The organism is Acidobacteriota bacterium (genome assembly GCA_029861955.1).
Taxonomy (GTDB): Bacteria; Acidobacteriota; Polarisedimenticolia; order Polarisedimenticolales; family Polarisedimenticolaceae; genus JAOTYK01.
The window spans coordinates 26,651-44,816 of sequence record JAOTYK010000025.1 but is presented as its reverse complement, the minus strand read 5'-3'; the positions used below and the strand labels follow the sequence as shown (position 1 = coordinate 44,816).

Here is an 18,166-nt window from a genome sequence, read left to right as displayed (position 1 = left end):
ATCAGGAGGGAAGGTAGCTATCAGAAATTAACGGAGACACGGAAACGCGGTCGTTCCACCGAGAACCCGCCGGAGACAAACAGCGAGCCTTCGCAATACTCGAAGGGGCGATGGACCCACCGACCTTCGATCCGAACGGGGAAGCGATAGACCGAGTGCTGATGACGATGAGGTCTGTAGTAGAAATCGTCGAAGTAGTAAGGATCATATCGATGAGCCTGGTTTCGGACGATCAAACGGGGCGCCGTGAATCGCTCACGATGACGCGGTCGATAGTGCCGAACCGGCTGGTAGCGATAGTCGATGCCGTAGCGGCCTCGATGATCTCTCGCCCCGTGCCGACGCTTGTGTCCACGGTACTTGGCTCCGTGGGCTTTATGTCCATGAGATTTGTGGCCGTAAGCCTTGTGGCCGTTGGACCGATGACTCTTGGACGAGTTTCGATGACCGGGCCCGTCGAAGGCGGCGGCCGGTGCAGCCGCGAGAAGACCCAGGGTGATCAAAGCTGTCAGGCCGAGGTACCGAGGGATGAGACGTCGCATGTTGATCTCCTTTCGTAGCCACGTCTATTGCGAAGGGCTTGCCAACTCTCCCGAATGTTGTCTAAACCCTTTTACAGGTTTGGTTTAGAGGATATGGCGGGCAGGGTACGGTTCTCCGCTTTCACGAAGATTGTCCTTTGGAGAGGACGTTCTGACGGTCCGGCGTCCGCCGCAGAGGTCCCGTTGGCAGGAGGCGCGGGCCGCGGGCTATCCTGACGCTCTAACCCACAGGTGAATCGACCATGAAACGACCGGAAATCGTTGGAACGACCGTGCTGGCGGTGCGCCGAGATGCCCACGTGGCCCTGGCCGGCGACGGCCAGGTGACCCTGGACCGGCTCGTCGTCAAGGGCAGTGCGCGGAAGGTCCGCCTCCTGGCGGAGGGCTCGGTGCTGGCGGGGTTCGCCGGCGGCGCCGCAGACGCCTTCGCACTCCTCACTCGCTTCGAGGGGAAGCTTGCCGAGTATCCCGAGCAGCTGGAACGCGCGGCGGTGGAACTGGTTCGAGAGTGGCGCACGGATCGCGCGCTGCGTCGTCTCGAGGCGATGTTGATTGTCGCCGACCGAAACAAGACGCTTCTTCTGTCGGGAACGGGAGATCTGATCGAGCCGGACGACGGGATCCTCGCCATCGGGAGTGGCGGCGTAGCGGCGACTGCCGCGGCGCGCGCCCTGTTGGATCACACCGAACTTCCGGCCAGGGAAATTGCGGAGCGCTCGCTTCGAATCGCGGCGGGGCTGGACATCTACACGAACGATCAACTCACGATCGAGGAGCTCTGACGATGGTCTTCTACATGCCGGCTTCCAGCGAAACTCCCGCCATCGACGCGACAGACCTGACGCCTCGTCAGATCGTCGAGGAACTCGACCGGTTCATCGTCGGGCAGGGACAGGCGAAGCGGGCCGTGGCGATCGCGCTCCGGAATCGCATTCGACGCCAGCGACTCGCACCGGAGATCGCAGAAGAGGTCGTCCCGAAGAACATCCTGATGATCGGTCCCACCGGTGTCGGGAAGACCGAGATCGCCCGCCGATTGGCGCGACTGGCCGGATCGCCCTTCATGAAGGTCGAGGCGAGCAAGTTCACGGAAGTCGGCTACGTCGGTCGGGACGTCGAATCGATGGTCCGAGACCTCGTCGAGATCGGCATGGACCTGTTGCGTCAGGAACGTAGCCGGCAGGTCGCCAACCAGGCTCAGCAGGCGGTTCGCGTTCGATTGCTCGACCTACTCCTGCCGCCCCGTCCGCACGTCGCCCGCCCCGTCGGGGACGCCGACTCGCAGACAAGAGAGAAAGAGGAGCAGGCCTCCTGGGAGCGTAGCCGCGCTCTCCTCGAGACCCGTCTGGACAACGGCGAGTTCGAAGAGCGGATGGTCGAGATCGAGGCCGCCTCGTCTTCACAGGCCGCCTTCCGGATGTTCACACCCGGTGGGATGGAAGAGATGGACATGAATCTCAAGGAGATGATGCCCGGGCTCTTTCAGGGAAAGTCGAAGCTGCGCAAGATGACGATCACCGAGGCAAGAGACGCCCTGCTGCGTGAGGAAGAAGAGAAGCTCATCGACGCCGACCAACTGGCCCGAGATTCCATCGAACGGGTGGAGCAGTCGGGAATCCTGTTCATCGACGAGTTGGACAAGATTGCCGGGGGTGGCAATCGGCAGGGACCGGATGTTTCCCGCGAGGGCGTTCAGCGAGATCTCCTGCCGATCGTCGAGGGGACCCTGGTCCACACCAAGTACGGAATGGTTCGGACCGACCACATCCTCTTCATCGCCGCCGGCGCGTTTCACGTCTCGAAACCATCGGACTTGATTCCCGAGTTGCAGGGGCGTCTACCGATCCGCGTCGAACTCGACTCTCTCGGGCGGGATGAGATGGTCCGGATACTGTCGGAGCCCGAGAACTCGTTGCCGCGTCAGTACGAGGCGCTACTTGCCACCGAGGGCGTGACCCTCGAATTTACCGAGGACGGGATCGTCGCCATCGCCGAGGCCGCCGCGACGGTCAACGAGAAGACGGAAAACATCGGTGCTCGACGGCTACCGACGGTCATGGAGCGGCTCCTCGACGAGGTGTCGTTCGATGGGTCGGAGCGCGGCGAGACGCATGTGCGCATCGACCGCCAGTACGTGGTCGATCGCTTACAGGACATTATCGAGGACACGGACCTCTCTCGGTTCGTGCTGTGATCCTGTAGACTCCCCGCATCGTGAGATTCTTTGCGAACAGAACGGTCGAACGATGGCTCCTCGTCTCGTTCCTGGCGTTGCTGACGTTGCTCTCCGGCTGTGGCAAGAAGGGGAGACCCCTGCCGCCGGAGCCACGTGGACCCCTGCCCCCGACCGCGGTCCGGGCTCGACAACTCGGGGAACGGATTCTCGTCGACTTCGTGGTCCCGGGGCCAAGGGGTGCGAACCCGAATCAGACACCCGTTCGGGCCGAACTGGTGCGGGTCGTCTACGGTTCGACCGTCGAGCCCCAGGCCGATCCCGACGCGTTTCGACGTCGAGGTGTCACCGTGGCGGCCCACGACGCGTTACCGCTTGAGAGCGGGCAGACGCTGCAGCTCTCGGACAATGACCTCGGGTCGCTGGAAGACAGCGGGATGGGCTCGACGCTGCGCTACGGGGTGCGTGTGTTGGATCGTCGAGGACGCCCCTCGGCACTCGTCGTCGCGCGGGATCTGGTCCCGATCGCATTCGGCCCGGCGGCTATCGGGTTGACTGGGCGGGCCACCTCCGAGGGGGTTCGTCTCTCCTGGACCGAACCACCCGGTGAAGGCGGGTACCAATACAATCTCTATCGTCAGGAGGTCGGTGGACCTGCGTCGCGCCAGCCGATCAATTCGCAGCCGATCACCGGTACGGAGTATCGCGACCAGAACGTCACCACCGATTCGCAGTATCGCTATGAGATTCGGGTCGCCCTCGCGCCCGATCGCCCATTCCGGGAAGGCCCGCCCAGCCTTGCAAAGACCATCCTCGCCGCAGATCGATTCGCGCCGACCGCGCCGGACGGTCTGGTGGTGGTCAAGGAGGGCGACGGTATTCGCCTGTTCTGGAATCCCGGCACGGAACGCGACCTGGCCGGTTATCACCTCTATCGTCGGATCGATGACGGAGACTGGATTCGCCTGAACGATGCCGCTCTCTCGACACCGTCGTTCCTCGATCGCGATCTGACGACCGGTCGGGTGAGGGACTACCGAGCGACGGCGATCGATAGCTCAACGCCACCCAACGAATCGTCACCGTCCGTCGAGGAGAGTTTCGAGTTGGGAGAAGGCGCTCGTGCGGACGAGACGACCGATGGTTGAGGATCTGCGCTTCGCGAAGATGCATGGCCTCGGCAACGATTTCGTGGTTCTCGACGGGTCGTCGGCATCACGCCTGGGCGATCTTGCAAGCGTCGCCCGGTCTCTCTGCCGGAGACGCGAGTCCATCGGGTCCGATGGATTGCTGGTGGTTTCTCGGGTCGGTCCCGGGAGAGTCTCCGTCGGTTTTTGGAATCCGGACGGCAGCCAGGCGTTCTGTGGAAACGGTAGTCGCTGTGCAGCGCTTCACGCCTATCGGCGCGGCTGGGTCGAAACGTCGATGGTCCTCGAGACTCTTCAGGGCGAGGTGCCGGCAGAGATCGTCGAGGGAGGGGTTGTTCTCTCGCTCCCTCTTCCGACCGATCGAGGCGAACGTGAGTGGATCATCGGCGAGACTCCGCTACAGCCGAGAATAATCGATGCCGGGTGCCCGCATGTTGTCCTGCGCCAACCGGCGGTGGATCAGTTTCCCCTTGATCAACTCGGACCGTCGTTGCGCCACCATGAGGATCTTGGGCCTGACGGCGCCAACGTCAGCGTCTTCGATGACACGAGGATTCGTACCTGGGAACGGGGTGTCGAGGGAGAGACCCTGGCGTGTGGAAGCGGTGCAGTCGCCTGTGGGTATGTGCGCTGGTTGACCGACGGCGTGCGTCGCTCGGATTTTCGGGTTCTTTCCGGAGGCACGATCACGATCGCGATGGAACCGGAAGGTAGTGAGCCTCGACGAGTACGCATGACTGGCGATGCGGCGTACGCCTTCGAGGGTCGGCTGTCGCAGTCGTCCTACGGAGAGTTGTAGCCTCGGCTCTTCCGATCGGAGATCATCTCCGTGATCGCGCTTTCAACGACGCTTCGAACGAAATTGGGTCGGGCGTCCATGTTGAATTGTTCTTCGATCCCTTCGTCGTTCAGAACCTTGTCGGCGATCTCGGCCTCGGCCACCTTCTGGACGAAGTGGTAGGTAATGCGGCCGCGTAGCCACGCGAGTCCATCGCGCAGTCGCTTCAGTTCCAGTTCGGCGATCGGGTCCCCGTGGATTCCGACGATCGTTGCGTACTTGTCGCGAATGAGCGAGTTGAAGAATCGTAGGCTGCCCTCTGCCGACCCGTCCCTCATGTACGGATTCCGATCCGGGTAGATCACGCCACCGATGTAGAGCAGCCGCAGATCCGGGAGCGACACGGTCATGTCACCCCGGCTGTGTCCGCGCTTGAGCGGGAGAAGATCGACCGTGTTGCGCTCGTCATCCAGACGCGTGCTGGAGAGAATCTCCAGGGTGGCCGACCGACGCGGCGGGTCGACCCATCCATCGCCGATCTTGTCGCGACACTCGGCGCCGAAGTCGGACTCGGGATCTTTCATCGTGCGGTTAAAGGCGCTGGAGCCGATGAGCAGAGCGCCGGTGTCGTCGAATCCGCTGGCGCCTCCCGCCGCTTCCGCATGGGGATGGGACAGCACCAGGTAGCGGATGGGTGCGTCGAGTTGTGTCGCCAGTTGTTTCCTGAATAAACCGGCGGACACGGGCGTCGGCTGGCTATCGACGACCAGGAGGCCGTCGGACCGCTCGACGACCAGGGAGTTACTCAGTCGAGGGTTGTCGTCGGGGGCGCGGTAGAGCCAGACACCGTCTGCCAACTCCATCACGACGAATGGACCTGGAGACGCCACCGTCGCCAGGCACGGGACGGCAAGGCTCAGGAACAACGCAAATAGAACGATTCGGGCTGCAACATGCATCCGAGAAATCTACCACCGGCCCCCACGACGGGCCACCGGGACTACTCGAAGCAGGAGCGGGGGAGTAGCGAGGCATCCCCGGAGGCCAGCACCTGGACGCAGGCCTCGTGGAGTAACTCGACGGCGGTTGCCCCTAGAGCGCCGTGACGTCGCTGATAGGTCTCCTTGCCACGGGCAAGCGGTTCTGCCAGTCGCTGCGCCAGGTCACCCGCCTGTCGACCCTGGACCACGGCTTCTTCGTTGTAGAGCCGGATGTCCGTCGCTACAAGGCGCGCAAATCGTCGGGCCGCCTCCAGTCCGGGGTCGGTGGACGTTTCCGCAGGAGCCGCTTCGGCGACAGCCGTCGGCGCGGCGATCGGCACCGCGGTCGGAGCGGCGGTCGGAACCGGGGTCGGAGCGGGGGTCGGTGCCGGTTCGGGCGATGCGGCCCGAGGTACCGGAGCGACGACGGGAGTCGCCGCAGGAGCCGCAGTGGGCATCGCCCTGGGCGTCGAAGGCTTCGGCGTTGCCAGATCTACTTTCTTTCTGAGGAGATCGAGTTCGAGACGAATCCCTGCAATCGCCACCAGCGAATTCAAGAACGGCGGCAACCAGGAACTCCCATTGCCCGACTGCTCCGCATACAGGATGGCGATGGCGCGATCCTTGACACGGATCGCGATGGCGAAACGGGTCTGAGCGGCGTCCTGTCCGAAATCCGGATTGCCTTCGGACGTTTCGCGAATGATCGGGTCTGGCGATTTCGCCGACAGGACGTCGGCAAGAAGACCGGACTCTGCAGGAAGCGTCATTCCCCGTTGTTGCTCGGCTGCGGTCGTATCGAACCCGACCGAGCCCCATCCTTTGAACTGTCCTTGTCGAACCAGGAAGATGGCCGCTCGGGGTGCGGCGAGTCGCGACCCCTCCAGCAGCGCCCTGAAGACCTGGGGAGGACTCTCGGCGCAGGTCAGCGCGAGAATGCGTCTTTCCATCTCTTCGGCAAGCGGCAAAACCGTCGACTGCATTTCTTCATCCACCCTTGCGGTGCGTACGCCCGCGTCTTGCGTTCATCGCGGACCGAAGAACTGTCGTTACAACAACGACTCCAGTTCCGGATAGACCGGAAGCAGTCCCCGTAGGTCCGGAGCCTCACGCAAGACCGACTCGATCTCGACCGCCGCCTCGGGGCGACGGCCGCAGCGGGCGAGCAGGGAGGCCCGTAGGAAACGATAGGTGGGAAGGGGGCGTAGATGCAAGGCGTGATCCCAGGCTTCTCCCGCAAGTCGAAAATCCCCCTGCTCTTCCGCCACCTGGGCCAGATTGCTCCAGGCCACGTGGAACTCCGGGCGACAACGGGTGGCCCGGGAGTAGGCCGCGAGAGCCCCTCTCAGGTCTCCCCGCTCGTGAAGCGCGATGCCCAGGTTGTTCCAGAGTGCGGGATCCGAGTCGTCGGACGTCAGTCCGCGACGGAAGACGTCGATGGCCTCGCGGGGGCACGCACGATCCAGGAGGATGTTCCCCAGATTGTAGGAGCTGGCGGGGTCTCCCGGGGTCGCTGCCAGCGCCTGCCGATAGGCTGCTTCCGCTCGGTCCGGTCGATTCAGCCGTTCCCAGGCGATCCCGAGGTTGTACCAGGGTTCATGACGCCGTCCGTCGAGACGGATGGCCCGCCGATAGCAGACGATGGCACGCTGAAAACGCTTCGCCTCGAGGAAACGATTGCCGAGATCGATGTACTGGTTCGCCACACCCGGAGGGATCTGGGGCGTGGCGGCGGCGGATCGCCGATGGGCCTTCAGGCTACGGTCCCATCTCATCAGAGGGTCTCCCACGAAGATCGAAGCTGCCGCCTCTTCCCTCCGTCCCACGGATGGCCGTTATCTAGCATGACCGGTAAACCGTGGTCAATGCGTCGTTTAGGTAGCGGGAGCCTTCCTTCGTGCCGATCGGGGACGAGGTGGGAATCGCCGGTTTTCCATATAGAATGGCGCTGCATGCGACTTCGCCAGACGGTTGCCGAACCAGCGACGCTCCAGGGGACCGGGCTCCACACCGGCCAACCGGTCACCCTCTGCCTGCGGCCCGCCGCTGCGGGCCGTGGAATCCGGTTCATTCGCAGTGACCGGGGGGGGATAGAGATTCCCGCCCGACTCGAGTACGTCGGGCCGAGTTTCTACGCGACCGTGCTGCAACACGAGGGTGTCACGGTGTCGACGATCGAGCATCTGATGGCGGCCCTGTATGCACTGCTGGTGGACGATGTCGACGTGGTACTCGATGGTCCCGAGGTACCGATCCTGGACGGTTCATCGAAGCCGTTCGTGGATTGCATTCTGGATGCGGGACTCAAGTCTCTGGACATGCCCCGTCAATACATCACGCTCATCAAACCCATTCAGCTCGAAGTCGACGAGAAGCGAATTGCCGCCTACCCGTGTCGTGAGTATCGCGTCACCTATGCGATTGACTTCGATCATCCGAACTTGGGCTACCAGGAGTTGACGACGAGTCTGTGGGGGAACTCGGCGTTCGCAGACAAGCTAGCCCCGGCACGGACGTTTACGTTCGAGCGCGAGGTCGAGGCGTTGCAAAAACAGGGCCTGGCGCAGGGGGGGTCTCTGGAGAATGCCGTGGTCATCGGGGAGCAGGGTGTTCTGAATGACTCGCTCCGATTCGAGGACGAATTCGTCCGGCACAAGATGCTCGACCTGACGGGCGACCTGTCGTTGATCGGCCATCCCCTGCGTGCCCACGTGGTTGCCTACCGCGCGGGGCACGACCTCCACGGGCGCTTCGCGCGTCGCATCTTGCAGGCCCGAGACAGCTGGTACCTGGCACCGTGGGATGACAACAACGACGCATCCGAACCCTCCGACCGGGCCGTCGCACAATGACGGTGCGTCCAGGGCCGCACCTGTGCCTGGTAGGGCTCGTGGTCCTGTTCTGGGTCGCACCCGCATGGGCCGATTTTGCCGAGCCGTCGGTCACGCTGACCGAGGCTCGAGTCGACGACCGAGGGGCCCTTGTCTCTTTCGAGATTCACGGGGGCCTACCGAAGGAATTGCTGGAGAGAATCGAGTCCGGCACACCGGTGACCTTCCGCCATCGGCTCGAACTGTTCGCCCGCCGTCCGTTTCCGATCCCGAATCGCGTCCTGGGTCGGACGACCGTCGATACCCGGGTGGAGTACGACACGCTGGGGAAGCAGTACGTCCTGTCACGGACGATCCGGCTGCGGGCGCGCAAGAAACGCGCGCAGCCGCCGACGGAAGAGCATGAGGTTACCGACTCCGTCGAGCGGATGGTCGACTGGATGACCCGGCTTGACGATCTGGCAATCGACGATGCCGGCAGCGACAAATTCAACGACTCGCGACGGGTACGTGTCACCACCAACCTCGGTCGTCGCTACATCATGTGGATCTTCCCCGCCAGCCTCTCCGTCACCGCCGAACAACCGCTGCGTCCGTGATGGCTTTCGGAGGTCGCACCGCACGCTGGCTGTCGCTGGCAACTCTGCTCGGGATCTCGGTCTGGTGGGTGTATCGCTACTTCGATCGTCTCGCCGAGGCCGGCGCCCAGGAAGAGCGCGTCACCTGGATGTTGCCCGCGCTATCCATCGCGGTGGTCGTCCTTGCGCTGGCTCTCGCGTGGGTGATGATTCGAAACCTCGTCAAGCTGATCGTCGATCGCAAGCGAGGGATCCTCGGATCGAGATTGCGCACGAAGCTTGTGTTCTTCTTCTTCGCGCTGGTGTTACTGCCTGCGACGGTTTTATTCGTCGGTTCATCGCAGGTCATCAAGCGGACCGTGGAGGCGATCCTCGCGAAACCGATCCGTGACGTCAACGCGCAGACCCGGATCATGGTCGATCGCTGGAGCGACTACTTCAAGGAGCAATCCCTTCAGCGTGCCGTAACCCTGGCGACGGACCTGCAAGATCTCGGCGTTCTTCACTTACCCGAACCGGATCGTACCAACGCACTCCGCGATGCGTTGGCCCGCGCCCAGCGAGGGGAATTGCGTCGGGTCGTGCTGATTGCCGTGGAGGGCAGGGACGTCGTCCGATTGGACCCACTGACCGAGGATGGCGACGAGGAAGAACTCGCGCGACTGTCGCGAATGGCCGTCCGGGGGGCGGCCGAACAAGACGGCCCCGTAACCCGCATCGAAGCCTTTGGTGCGGGCCTGTTCGCGTCTGCGGCCGTGCCGATCGACGGTCCGGAACGAGTCTGGGTTGTCCTCGTTGGCGAGTTGCTGCCGACCCGACTCGCCGGCGATCTTGACGAACTCGCCGCCGCCGATCGGGCCTATCGGCAGTTTCGCGCGAATCGACGCGACATGGTTCGACTGTACGTCCGTCTGATCGGATTGATCTTCCTGGTTACGCTCTTCGCGGCGACGTGGATGGGACTCTACCTCGCTCGACGTATCACGGAGCCGTTGCGAGAGTTAGCCGCTGCCGCCCGTGAAATTTCTGCCGGAAATTTGGAGGTCCGTGTCGCGAACACGTCCGGCGATGAAATGGGCATGCTTGTGGACGCGTTTAACGAGATGGCGGGGGAGTTGCAGGAGAACCGTGCGGTGATCACGCGCTCGACCGCCGACCTGCGTCAGACCAACCAGGCGCTTCAGGAACGGCGTCGTTACATCGAAACCCTTCTCGCCAATCTCTCTCACGGTGTGGTCTCTCTGGATCGTGACGGGTACGTGACAACTGCGAATCCGGCCGCAGGCAAGATCCTGGGAATCGACGTCAGCGTCGGGATGCAGTTGACGCAGGTGTTGGGGGAACAGGGGCTCGCTCCTCTGGCTCACCTGGTGGAGGAGGCGGGTGCAGCCGACACCGAGTCGGTCAGTAGCGATCTGCGTCTCGATATCGAGGATCGTTCGATGGCACTCGCCGTGCGGGTCTCGCCGCTACGGGGGCACGCCGAGAGACGACTCGGAACGCTCTTGATCGTCGAGGACCTGACCGAACTTCTGCAGGCCCAGAAGGCCGCGGCCTGGCGAGAGATTGCCCGACGCATCGCCCACGAGATCAAGAATCCGCTCACGCCGATCCAGCTTGCCGCCCAGCGTATTCGCAAGAAATTTGCGACGGGCGCACAGGACCTCGGGGAGGTGGTGCCGGCCGCGACCGAGTCGATCGAACGGGAGGTCGGCGGCCTCAAGCGGTTGGTCGACGAGTTCTCGAAGTTTGCGAGGATGCCGGAGTTGAACCGACATCCGGTCTCGTTCGGCGACATCGTCAGTTCGGTGCTGGAGTTGTATCGCGGCGCCCAGGATGTCACGTGGGACATCGAGATCGCGGATGGGCTGGATTCGATAGATCTGGACTCCGAGCAGATGCGACGGGTGATGATCAACCTGATCGACAACGCGATGGCCGCGATGGAGAACCGCGGTAGGATCCGTATCGTCGCCCGGTCGCCCAGAGGGGATGGTTCGCTTCGCGTGGAGTTCAGCGACACGGGTCCCGGCATTCCCCCCGGTGATCGTGACAAGATGTTCAGCCCCTACTTCTCGACCAAGAAACGCGGTACGGGCCTGGGGCTTGCGATCGTGCATAAGGTGGTAACGGACCACGGTGGGACCATCCGAGTTACCGACAACGAGCCGGAAGGGGCCATGTTCGTCATCGAGATTCCGGTCTGACGCGATGGAGAGTTGATGTCCGATCCTGAAAACAGAATCCTGGTGATCGACGACGAACCCGGCGTGCGGGACTCGCTGGAGGCGGTGTTGCGTGACGAGGGTTTTCACGTCGACACGGTCGGGAGCGGCGAGGCCGGCCTCGAACAGTTGGAGGCCGAAGACTACGCCGCAATCTTCCTGGACGTCTGGTTGCCGGGCAAGGATGGACTCGAGACGCTGACGGAGTTGCGTCACTCCGGTCACGACGCCGAGGTCCTCATGATCTCCGGGCACGGCACCATCGACACCGCGGTGCGTGCCACGAAGTTGGGGGCGTTCGACTTCGTGGAGAAGCCGCTCTCGCTGGAAAAGACGTTGCTGGTGCTTCGTAACGCGCTACGTCAGCGACGCCTACGTCGTGTCAACGTGAAACTCCTGGCGCAACTCTCGCGTGACACCGCCATCGTCGGAAAGTCTGCAGCCGCCCGCGGGCTGCGGTCCGATGTTGGAGCCGCGGCAGAATCGGATTCGGCGGTCTGGATCATGGGCGAACCCGGGACGGGCCGGGAGACCGTCGCGCGAAGGATCCATGGCCTCGGGCAGGACGCGGCCGGGCCGTTTGTCGACGTTCGTTGTGGGGCGCTGGCGTCGGAGCCGGCGCGAATCGCGCTCTTCGATATGGGTGGCGCGGGGAGAATCCGTCTGGCGTATGGCGGGACATTGATGCTCACCGATGTCGATCGACTGGACGCGGACGATCAACGACGCCTCGCCGACGTGTTGCGGGAAGAACAGACGACCCGTCGCCTGCGGGTTCTCACGATCATGAGACATGACGCCGCCGAGATCGACACGGCTCTTCATAAACAGTTGGCCGTCATCCGGATCGACGTCCCCCCGTTGCGAAAGCGACGGGAGGATATCCCGGAGTTTGCCGAACGTTTCATCGTCGAGCTTGCAGAGGAGTACGGCGCCGCGCCCATCCGCTGGACGAACGACAGCCTGGCCGCGTTGCAGCGGCACGATTGGCCCGGAAACGTGGCCGAACTCCGCAACCTCGTCGAGCACTGCGTGATGTCTCATGGCGGGCCGACCATCGAATCCAGCGATCTACCGGCGGAGCTCGGTGGGCGGGGACGTCCCGTCGTGGATCTGTATGGAGATTTCGAATCGCTAGCGAACGCCGTCGAGGAGTTTCGCCGTTTTCATGCAGGTCGCGCATTGGAACGGGAGCAGGGCGATCGATCGCAAGCGGCTGAACGGCTGGGAGTGTCCGAGGAGGAACTCGAGCGACTGGTCGCAGGCGACTAGTCTCGATCGTCCTGACGAAGAAGCCCGCCGACGCCGTAGGCCAGGAAGCCGCAGATTGACGTCGAGAGCAGCGCCAGGCCGGCGGCGACCCCAACGCTGATCGCGAGGATCAATGTCGGCCACTGGGCTGACGCGGTCAGCGGCGCAAGCGCGTTTCCGGCACTGACCAACGCGATCCATGCCATCCCTGCGAGGGAGACGATCTGGTCCAGAATGGGCAACGCCGTCTCGTACTCGGGACTGGGCATGGCCGGGTACGTTCGGGCGATCCCCGCGGGGAGTTGGGTGGAGGACCACAGCCATGTGCCACCCATCAGTCCGCCGAGCACGGTCGCGAGACGCAGGCCGCGTCTGCGACGCCGTTTCTCAGCCGGGGGAGGCCCATCCGGCAGCCCCGCCATCACGGATGCGACAACATCATCGCCAATGCTGAGTTCCGGCAACCCTTGTTCGAGGAGGACAGCCAGCCGACGCTCGCGGGCATGAACGATCTTGCAATGCGTGCAATCCGCGTCGTGGTGGGCGACACGCATGGCTTCGATGGGCGTCGCTTCCCCTTCGATCACCCGACTGACCAGCGGCAAGATCTTGGAGCATGCTTCGATCTTCATCGTCAACTCTCCGAGCCGAGCAGATCCGATAGACGGTTCTTCATCATCTCACGTGCACGGAAAATCCGGTTCTTCACCGTACCGATCGGTAATTCGGTGATGCGTGCAATCTCGTCGTATCGGCAGTGTCGATTGTGGCGCAGCAAGACCAGCTGACGATAGTCCGCCGGCAGTTGGGCGATCGCTTCTTCAAGACGTTGGGTCAGCTCCCGATAACGGAGCATCTCGTCGGGATCGGGGCTGTTTCCGGCAACCGTGCTCGAGGTAGCCGTGCCGGTCTCACGGTCGGTCTCGGCGTCGAAGGAGCAGGTTGCGGGACGGCGCTTTCTGAGGTGATCGATGGCGGAGTTGGATGCGATCCGATAGAGCCAGGTCGTGAACCGGTACTTCGGATCGAACGACGCCAGCGAAAGGTAGACCTTCAGGAAGACCTCCTGGGCCAGTTCGACGGCCGTCTCTCGTTGGCCGGTGTGCCGATAGAGGTGGCTGGCCAGGGGACGCTGATGACGCCGAACGAGGACCTCGAACGCCGAGCGGTCACCGCCAACGGCCAGGACGACCAGGTCCTCATCGCTGCGTGGGTCGTCGTCGTGGCGGGGTCTTCGAGGACGAACGGTGGTCGATTGGAGCTCGCTTGCCAAGGACATCCTCCGGCGCGGGAGATCGCCCGTTCGAGCCGCGCCTGCTGTTATTACGACGGCCCGCCGGAATGGTTTCACCTCCAAAGAGGCTACCATCGGGACCGACGACCGGCTCCCTTTGCGGATTGACATGAGCCCGGTCGACCGTGTTAGGATATCGCGGTCTGGCTAACCCTCTATGGCATAGGGACTTGGAGCGAGTCACGTGTCCCCAGGTCGAGCCGTAAGGATGGATCTAGTCCCTCTCTCACCGCAGGTGAGCAAGCAGATCGAGTCGGTGCTTGCCGGGGATTCCCCGGACGGAGGCACCCCGTGGGCAGCACTCCGCGCGCTGGCGTCGACCCACGGCTCAGGCGTCTACAGCGAGGTGGTCGAGCGGCTGGTCCATATCGAATTGGGCGGGGAGGCGGCGGCCTCGTTCCTCGATCGGATCGCCGTCCATCAGGCCGATCTGGCGGCAGGTCTCGGACGTGACCCGGGCTTCATGATCGCGGTGGCCGATTTCAGTACCAACATCGAACCTGTACTGAAGAATCCCGCCGTCGTCGAGACCGAGTTCTTGCGTCGCATCGAGCGGTCCGCCGTGACGGATTCGCTGACCAGCCTTTTCAATCGGCGCTACCTCGATCGGGCGCTGCGAATCGAGATGCGCAGATCGGAGCGCTATCGGCGGGATACGTCGCTCCTGATGCTCGATCTCGATCGGTTCAAGGAGATCAACGATCGTCGGGGGCATCGCTTCGGCGATCGTGTCCTGACGACCGTCGGTAGCGTCATGGCGAGAGCTGTACGAGAGGCCGATGTCGCCTGCCGCTTTGGCGGTGAAGAGTTTGCGGTGATCCTCCCGGAGACGGATCGTCTGGGTGCTTTGACCGTCGCCGAGAGAATCCGTCAGGCCGTGTTTACGTGTTTCGATCGTCATCCGATCGAGGGTCAAAAGATCCGCGTCACGGTCTCCGGGGGGATAGCGGTGAGTCCTGCCGACGGCTCCGACGTGGAGACTCTCACGGAGCATGCCGATCAGGCGCTCTACCGGGCGAAATCGCTGGGTCGAAATCAGATCAGCATCTACTTCGACGAGAAACGGCGATCGACCCGTTATCCGGTTCGACCACGGACCCTCGCGCGGGTGGCGGCGAAACCCGCAGGCACGCAACGGGTACGGCCGGTAAACCTCAGCCTCGATGGCGCCCTGTTCGCGACGGAGATTTTTCTGGCTCCATCGCAGACCGTCGAGTTCATCCTCGGTCAGCGCGACCCTCTCGTCATGCCGGCGACGGTTGTGCGAGTCGAGGAGGACGATCGGGCCCGAACCCGCAACGTTGCAGTTCGGTTCCTCTGTCGAATGGCACCCGAGGCATTGTCTCACCACATCGTCACGCGTCGCAGGAACACACAGCGAGGCCAATCGCGATGATTCCCCACGAGAGACTCGACGCGTTGCGCAGTCGGTTGGTCGATCTTCTGGCGGAGGACGCACACAACGTCGACAGGCTCCTCTCGCAACTGCAGGCGTTGTCGCACGAGACGGGTCTCGACGTTCACGCGGCTGCGTTGCTGATATTGACCCGGCTCACTTTTCGTGAAGACGAGGCGCGACGCCACTGGGAAGCGATTGTCGGGCATCGCGAGAAGATGGGCGAAACACTCGGGAGAGATGTCGGTCTCCGTGTGGCGCTGATGGACTACTTCGTCAACGAGAATCGGAATCTACTGCGACCAACGCTCATCGATCTCGAGATGGTCGAGGCTGCCGAGCGTGAGACGCCCAACGATTCACTCACCGGACTGCTCGCCGATCTCCCGTTCCGAACGGCGGTTCAGAAGGAATGTCGTCGAGCACGTCGCTACACCCAGAAGATGTCGGTTGTCGTCTTCGATATCGACGACTTCGAAGAAGTGAACCTGCGAAACGGTCGGGCGTTGGGGGATCGGCTCCTTCGGGAGGCTGCCATCCTCGTGAGCAACAAGATTCGTGACATTGACATCGCGGGTCGCCCGGGCGAAGACGAGCTGACGGTTTTGCTGCCCGAGACGGACGGAAATGGCGCCCTCCTGGTGGCGGAGAGATTCCGCCGCGAGTTCGAGAGCTATTTCGCACGTCGAGAGTGCCAGGGGCGCCCGGTCCAACTCAAGATCTCGGCGGGCGTCGCTTCGTACCCTGCAGACGCGACGTCGGCCCACGAGTTGTTGGAGCGTGCCGCGCAGGCTCTGTACTCCGCGAAGGCAGGCGGCAAGAACATGGTGCAGCGCTACCAACCCGAGCGTCGTCGGTTTCTCCGCCTCGAGTTGGAGCCCGGACGTTTCGAGATCGAGGTGCTGTCTCCGCGAGAGGCGGGTCGTGGAACCCTTCGCGACCTCAGTCACAGCGGCTTGCTTTTCACGGGTCCTGAGCCGCTGGAGGTCGGGGAGCGGATCGAGATTCGCGTGACCGGAGGGCAAGAGGAGCGCGGGCATCCACCGCTCAGCGCCCGGGGTCAGGTCGTGCGTCTCGAGGAGCTTCCCATTCAGTTTCCGGTCCCAGCGGAGACCGAGGAGGCTGGCGATCGTTACGAGATCGGGATGGCGTTCGATCTCGGCTCTCTCGGTGGCGGCGACGACCTGCTCGAGTTCCTCGAGTGGACCCGACGGAATGTTGTCGGAACAACGACGTGACCCGCGCCATCGGGATCGACACGGCGACCGCCATGGCCGAGGTCGCCTGCGTCGAGTTTGACCGAACCAACGACTCGGAGCCGCGAGTCTGCTCGACGGTTCGCCGCCCGATGAAGGGCTCCCACGCCGTCCATCTGTCCGCGTTGCTCGATGAGGCACTGGAGGAGGCCGGCTGGAATCGAACCGACCCCGAGGGCTGGGTTGCGGTTCGCGGTCCCGGTTCGTTCACGGGTGTGCGGATCGCGCTGGGCGCGGTCCAGGGTCTTGGGTTTGCGTCCGGACACACCGTCAGAGGCGTCGATCGGCTAACGGCCATGGCTGCGAAGGCCGGGCGGGGCTCGCTTCCACGAGTCCCGTTGATGGGTGCGGGGCGTGGAGAGGTGTACGGCGCCAGGTTCGATGCCACGGGTATGCCCCCCGTCGTACGAACCCCTCCGTCGGTTGCCCGGCCCGCTCATTTCCTGGACCCGAATTCACCGGCACGTGTCGTGGTCGATCGAATCGGTGAGATCGACGGGTTGGACGCCAAGATGCTACCGACGGGCTACGTGCTCGAGGAGTTATCCGCCGGTATTGCGGCGGCTGCCACCGCACTCGCCTTCGACGAGACCTTTCTTGCAACCGACGGTGCGCCGGTCGCACCGCTCTACATCCGACCGTCCGATGCAGAAATCAAGCGCAGGGGATGAGCGGTTGGAGATCCTGACGTCAGACCATCTGCCGGTGGTGGGAGAGTTGGAGGCTCGTTGCTTCAGCGCCCCGTGGTCGGTCGACGGGATTCGGGAGACACTCGACGAAGGCGGCAGCGGGACGGTCCTCCATCGCGGAGACCTGCTCGTCGGCTACCTCCTGACACGGCGCCTTCCGGTTGGAGTTGAGATTCTCAAGTTGGGAGTCGAGCCGAATCAACGCCGGCGCGGTTTCGCTCGCAGGTTGGTGCAGGATGGCCTTCGACGTTGGACTGCGGATGGCGTCGAGAGTGTCTGGCTCGAGGTTCGCGAATCCAACAATGCTGCGCGACGTCTCTATGCAGGCTACGGATTCGTGGAGGTGGGACGTCGCCCGCACTACTACCTGGCGCCGGTCGAGGATGCTCTGGTATTGAGCCTCGACCTTGGCGAATTCCCGGACGGGGAGCGGTGATCATGAAGCTGGATCGAGAAGCCTGGCAGTTCGTCCTGCCGCTAGCGGTCGTTACAGCGCTGGCGTTCTGGTGGCACCCGCTCGCAGGTTTGTTGCCGCTTCTGGCGTTGCTGTTTACGGGCTGGTTCTTTCGTGACCCGGCCCGCGATTCCGAGGTCGCGGTGGAAGGCTGGCTAGCGCCCGCCGACGGTCGAGTGTTGGCGACCCATCCTGAGCGACTCTCGATCTTCATGAACGTCTTCAATGTCCATGTCTGTCGATCGCCGATCGCCGGTCGAGTGACTCACGTCGAACATCACGACGGTCAGTTCCTTGCCGCCTACCGCGATGACGCGCCGGACGCCAATGAGCGTACGGAAATCCTCGTGGAGGGGGACGGCGGCCCCTGCCGATTCGTCCTGGTCGCCGGTCTCGTGGCGCGTCGGATCGTCTGTCGGGTTCGCGTGGGCGATACGGTCAAACGTGGCGATCGGGTGGGAGTGATCCGATTCGGCTCCCGGGTCGATGTTCATTTTCCGGCGGGTCGCAGAACCAAGCTCTCTGCCGGGGACCGAACCGTGGCCGGCGAGACACCCATCGCCTAGGGACG

At 63.3% G+C, this 18,166-nt stretch carries 19 protein-coding genes; 13 read left to right on the top strand and 6 right to left on the bottom strand.

Annotated features, from left to right (window positions below):
* Positions 1-20 precede the first annotated feature (20 nt).
* Complete coding sequence (locus OES25_12730; GenBank protein ID MDH3628502.1) at positions 21-542, bottom strand: hypothetical protein; 522 nt, start codon at positions 540-542, stop codon at positions 21-23.
* A gap of 242 nt (positions 543-784) precedes the next feature.
* On the opposite strand from OES25_12730, the gene hslV reads away from it, so the two are divergent.
* Genes hslV through dapF form a run of 4 tightly spaced genes read left to right on the top strand, consistent with a single transcriptional unit; the run spans position 785 to position 4,662 of the window.
* Positions 785-1,324 (top strand): ATP-dependent protease subunit HslV, encoded by a 540-nt coding sequence (hslV, locus tag OES25_12725; protein MDH3628501.1) that lies wholly within the window; start codon positions 785-787, stop codon positions 1,322-1,324.
* A 2-nt stretch (positions 1,325-1,326) separates the two neighbouring features.
* Positions 1,327-2,736, top strand: a complete 1,410-nt coding sequence (hslU, locus tag OES25_12720; protein MDH3628500.1) for an ATP-dependent protease ATPase subunit HslU — start codon at positions 1,327-1,329, stop codon at positions 2,734-2,736.
* A 20-nt stretch (positions 2,737-2,756) separates the two neighbouring features.
* Positions 2,757-3,863, top strand: coding sequence for a fibronectin type III domain-containing protein (locus tag OES25_12715; GenBank protein ID MDH3628499.1), 1,107 nt, complete (start codon positions 2,757-2,759; stop codon positions 3,861-3,863).
* Complete coding sequence (dapF, locus tag OES25_12710) at positions 3,856-4,662, top strand: diaminopimelate epimerase (GenBank protein MDH3628498.1); 807 nt, start codon at positions 3,856-3,858, stop codon at positions 4,660-4,662. The genes OES25_12715 and dapF overlap by 8 nt, the downstream gene beginning before the upstream one ends.
* Here dapF and OES25_12705 read toward each other — a convergent pair.
* The 3 genes from OES25_12705 to OES25_12695 all read right to left on the bottom strand — a co-directional run bounded on the left by OES25_12705 (position 4,647) and on the right by OES25_12695 (position 7,396).
* A complete protein-coding gene (locus OES25_12705) occupies positions 4,647-5,600 on the bottom strand; it encodes an MBL fold metallo-hydrolase (protein MDH3628497.1) in 954 nt (317 codons plus the stop codon). The two genes, dapF and OES25_12705, sit on opposite strands and share 16 nt — an antisense overlap.
* 41 nt (positions 5,601-5,641) lie before the next feature.
* On the bottom strand, positions 5,642-6,604 hold the full coding sequence (locus OES25_12700; protein ID MDH3628496.1) for a hypothetical protein: 963 nt from the start codon (positions 6,602-6,604) through the stop codon (positions 5,642-5,644).
* A 66-nt stretch (positions 6,605-6,670) separates the two neighbouring features.
* Positions 6,671-7,396 (bottom strand): tetratricopeptide repeat protein, encoded by a 726-nt coding sequence (locus OES25_12695; GenBank protein MDH3628495.1) that lies wholly within the window; start codon positions 7,394-7,396, stop codon positions 6,671-6,673.
* Positions 7,397-7,573: 177 nt separating this feature from the next.
* Between OES25_12695 and lpxC the strand changes: the two genes are divergently transcribed.
* The 4 genes from lpxC to OES25_12675 are packed head-to-tail and all read left to right on the top strand — an operon-like array spanning position 7,574 to position 12,527.
* Positions 7,574-8,473, top strand: a complete 900-nt coding sequence (lpxC, locus tag OES25_12690; GenBank protein MDH3628494.1) for a UDP-3-O-acyl-N-acetylglucosamine deacetylase — start codon at positions 7,574-7,576, stop codon at positions 8,471-8,473.
* Positions 8,474-8,475: 2 nt separating this feature from the next.
* Positions 8,476-9,051 carry a DUF4390 domain-containing protein gene (locus OES25_12685; GenBank protein MDH3628493.1) on the top strand — a complete coding sequence of 192 codons (576 nt, stop codon included), beginning with the start codon at positions 8,476-8,478 and terminating at the stop codon, positions 9,049-9,051.
* Positions 9,051-11,237, top strand: coding sequence for an ATP-binding protein (locus tag OES25_12680; GenBank protein MDH3628492.1), 2,187 nt, complete (start codon positions 9,051-9,053; stop codon positions 11,235-11,237). Before OES25_12685 ends, OES25_12680 begins: the two co-directional genes overlap by 1 nt.
* Before the next feature lie 15 nt (positions 11,238-11,252).
* Positions 11,253-12,527, top strand: a complete 1,275-nt coding sequence (locus OES25_12675; protein MDH3628491.1) for a sigma-54 dependent transcriptional regulator — start codon at positions 11,253-11,255, stop codon at positions 12,525-12,527.
* Here the strand turns inward: OES25_12675 and OES25_12670 are convergent.
* The gene (locus tag OES25_12670; GenBank protein ID MDH3628490.1) at positions 12,524-13,138 is read right to left on the bottom strand and encodes a hypothetical protein; all 615 of its coding nucleotides are present in this window, start codon (positions 13,136-13,138) and stop codon (positions 12,524-12,526) included. The two genes, OES25_12675 and OES25_12670, sit on opposite strands and share 4 nt — an antisense overlap.
* Positions 13,139-13,140: 2 nt before the next feature.
* Complete coding sequence (locus tag OES25_12665) at positions 13,141-13,779, bottom strand: sigma-70 family RNA polymerase sigma factor (GenBank protein ID MDH3628489.1); 639 nt, start codon at positions 13,777-13,779, stop codon at positions 13,141-13,143.
* Positions 13,780-14,008: 229 nt separating this feature from the next.
* On the opposite strand from OES25_12665, the gene OES25_12660 reads away from it, so the two are divergent.
* Genes OES25_12660 through OES25_12640 form a run of 5 tightly spaced genes read left to right on the top strand, consistent with a single transcriptional unit; the run spans position 14,009 to position 18,161 of the window.
* Positions 14,009-15,196, top strand: a complete 1,188-nt coding sequence (locus tag OES25_12660; GenBank protein MDH3628488.1) for a diguanylate cyclase — start codon at positions 14,009-14,011, stop codon at positions 15,194-15,196.
* Positions 15,193-16,434 (top strand): diguanylate cyclase, encoded by a 1,242-nt coding sequence (locus tag OES25_12655; GenBank protein MDH3628487.1) that lies wholly within the window; start codon positions 15,193-15,195, stop codon positions 16,432-16,434. Before OES25_12660 ends, OES25_12655 begins: the two co-directional genes overlap by 4 nt.
* The gene (gene tsaB, locus OES25_12650) at positions 16,431-17,123 is read left to right on the top strand and encodes a tRNA (adenosine(37)-N6)-threonylcarbamoyltransferase complex dimerization subunit type 1 TsaB (protein ID MDH3628486.1); all 693 of its coding nucleotides are present in this window, start codon (positions 16,431-16,433) and stop codon (positions 17,121-17,123) included. The genes OES25_12655 and tsaB overlap by 4 nt, the downstream gene beginning before the upstream one ends.
* Positions 17,098-17,577 carry a ribosomal protein S18-alanine N-acetyltransferase gene (gene rimI / locus OES25_12645; GenBank protein MDH3628485.1) on the top strand — a complete coding sequence of 160 codons (480 nt, stop codon included), beginning with the start codon at positions 17,098-17,100 and terminating at the stop codon, positions 17,575-17,577. The genes tsaB and rimI overlap by 26 nt, the downstream gene beginning before the upstream one ends.
* A 2-nt stretch (positions 17,578-17,579) precedes the next feature.
* Positions 17,580-18,161 carry a phosphatidylserine decarboxylase gene (locus tag OES25_12640; protein ID MDH3628484.1) on the top strand — a complete coding sequence of 194 codons (582 nt, stop codon included), beginning with the start codon at positions 17,580-17,582 and terminating at the stop codon, positions 18,159-18,161.
* Positions 18,162-18,166: the final 5 nt, after the last annotated feature.

Coding starts and splice junctions, on each gene's coding strand:
- OES25_12700 (MDH3628496.1), bottom strand. CDS start 6,604: ATGCAGTCGACGGTTTTGCCGCTTGCCGAAGAGATGGAAAGACGCATT.
- OES25_12675 (MDH3628491.1), top strand. CDS start 11,253: ATGTCCGATCCTGAAAACAGAATCCTGGTGATCGACGACGAACCCGGC.
- OES25_12655 (MDH3628487.1), top strand. CDS start 15,193: ATGATTCCCCACGAGAGACTCGACGCGTTGCGCAGTCGGTTGGTCGAT.
- OES25_12695 (MDH3628495.1), bottom strand. CDS start 7,396: ATGAGATGGGACCGTAGCCTGAAGGCCCATCGGCGATCCGCCGCCGCC.
- hslV (MDH3628501.1), top strand. CDS start 785: ATGAAACGACCGGAAATCGTTGGAACGACCGTGCTGGCGGTGCGCCGA.
- rimI (MDH3628485.1), top strand. CDS start 17,098: ATGCAGAAATCAAGCGCAGGGGATGAGCGGTTGGAGATCCTGACGTCA.
- OES25_12660 (MDH3628488.1), top strand. CDS start 14,009: ATGGATCTAGTCCCTCTCTCACCGCAGGTGAGCAAGCAGATCGAGTCG.
- dapF (MDH3628498.1), top strand. CDS start 3,856: ATGGTTGAGGATCTGCGCTTCGCGAAGATGCATGGCCTCGGCAACGAT.
- hslU (MDH3628500.1), top strand. CDS start 1,327: ATGGTCTTCTACATGCCGGCTTCCAGCGAAACTCCCGCCATCGACGCG.
- OES25_12730 (MDH3628502.1), bottom strand. CDS start 542: ATGCGACGTCTCATCCCTCGGTACCTCGGCCTGACAGCTTTGATCACC.
- OES25_12705 (MDH3628497.1), bottom strand. CDS start 5,600: ATGCATGTTGCAGCCCGAATCGTTCTATTTGCGTTGTTCCTGAGCCTT.
- OES25_12680 (MDH3628492.1), top strand. CDS start 9,051: ATGGCTTTCGGAGGTCGCACCGCACGCTGGCTGTCGCTGGCAACTCTG.
- OES25_12640 (MDH3628484.1), top strand. CDS start 17,580: ATGAAGCTGGATCGAGAAGCCTGGCAGTTCGTCCTGCCGCTAGCGGTC.
- lpxC (MDH3628494.1), top strand. CDS start 7,574: ATGCGACTTCGCCAGACGGTTGCCGAACCAGCGACGCTCCAGGGGACC.
- OES25_12670 (MDH3628490.1), bottom strand. CDS start 13,138: ATGAAGATCGAAGCATGCTCCAAGATCTTGCCGCTGGTCAGTCGGGTG.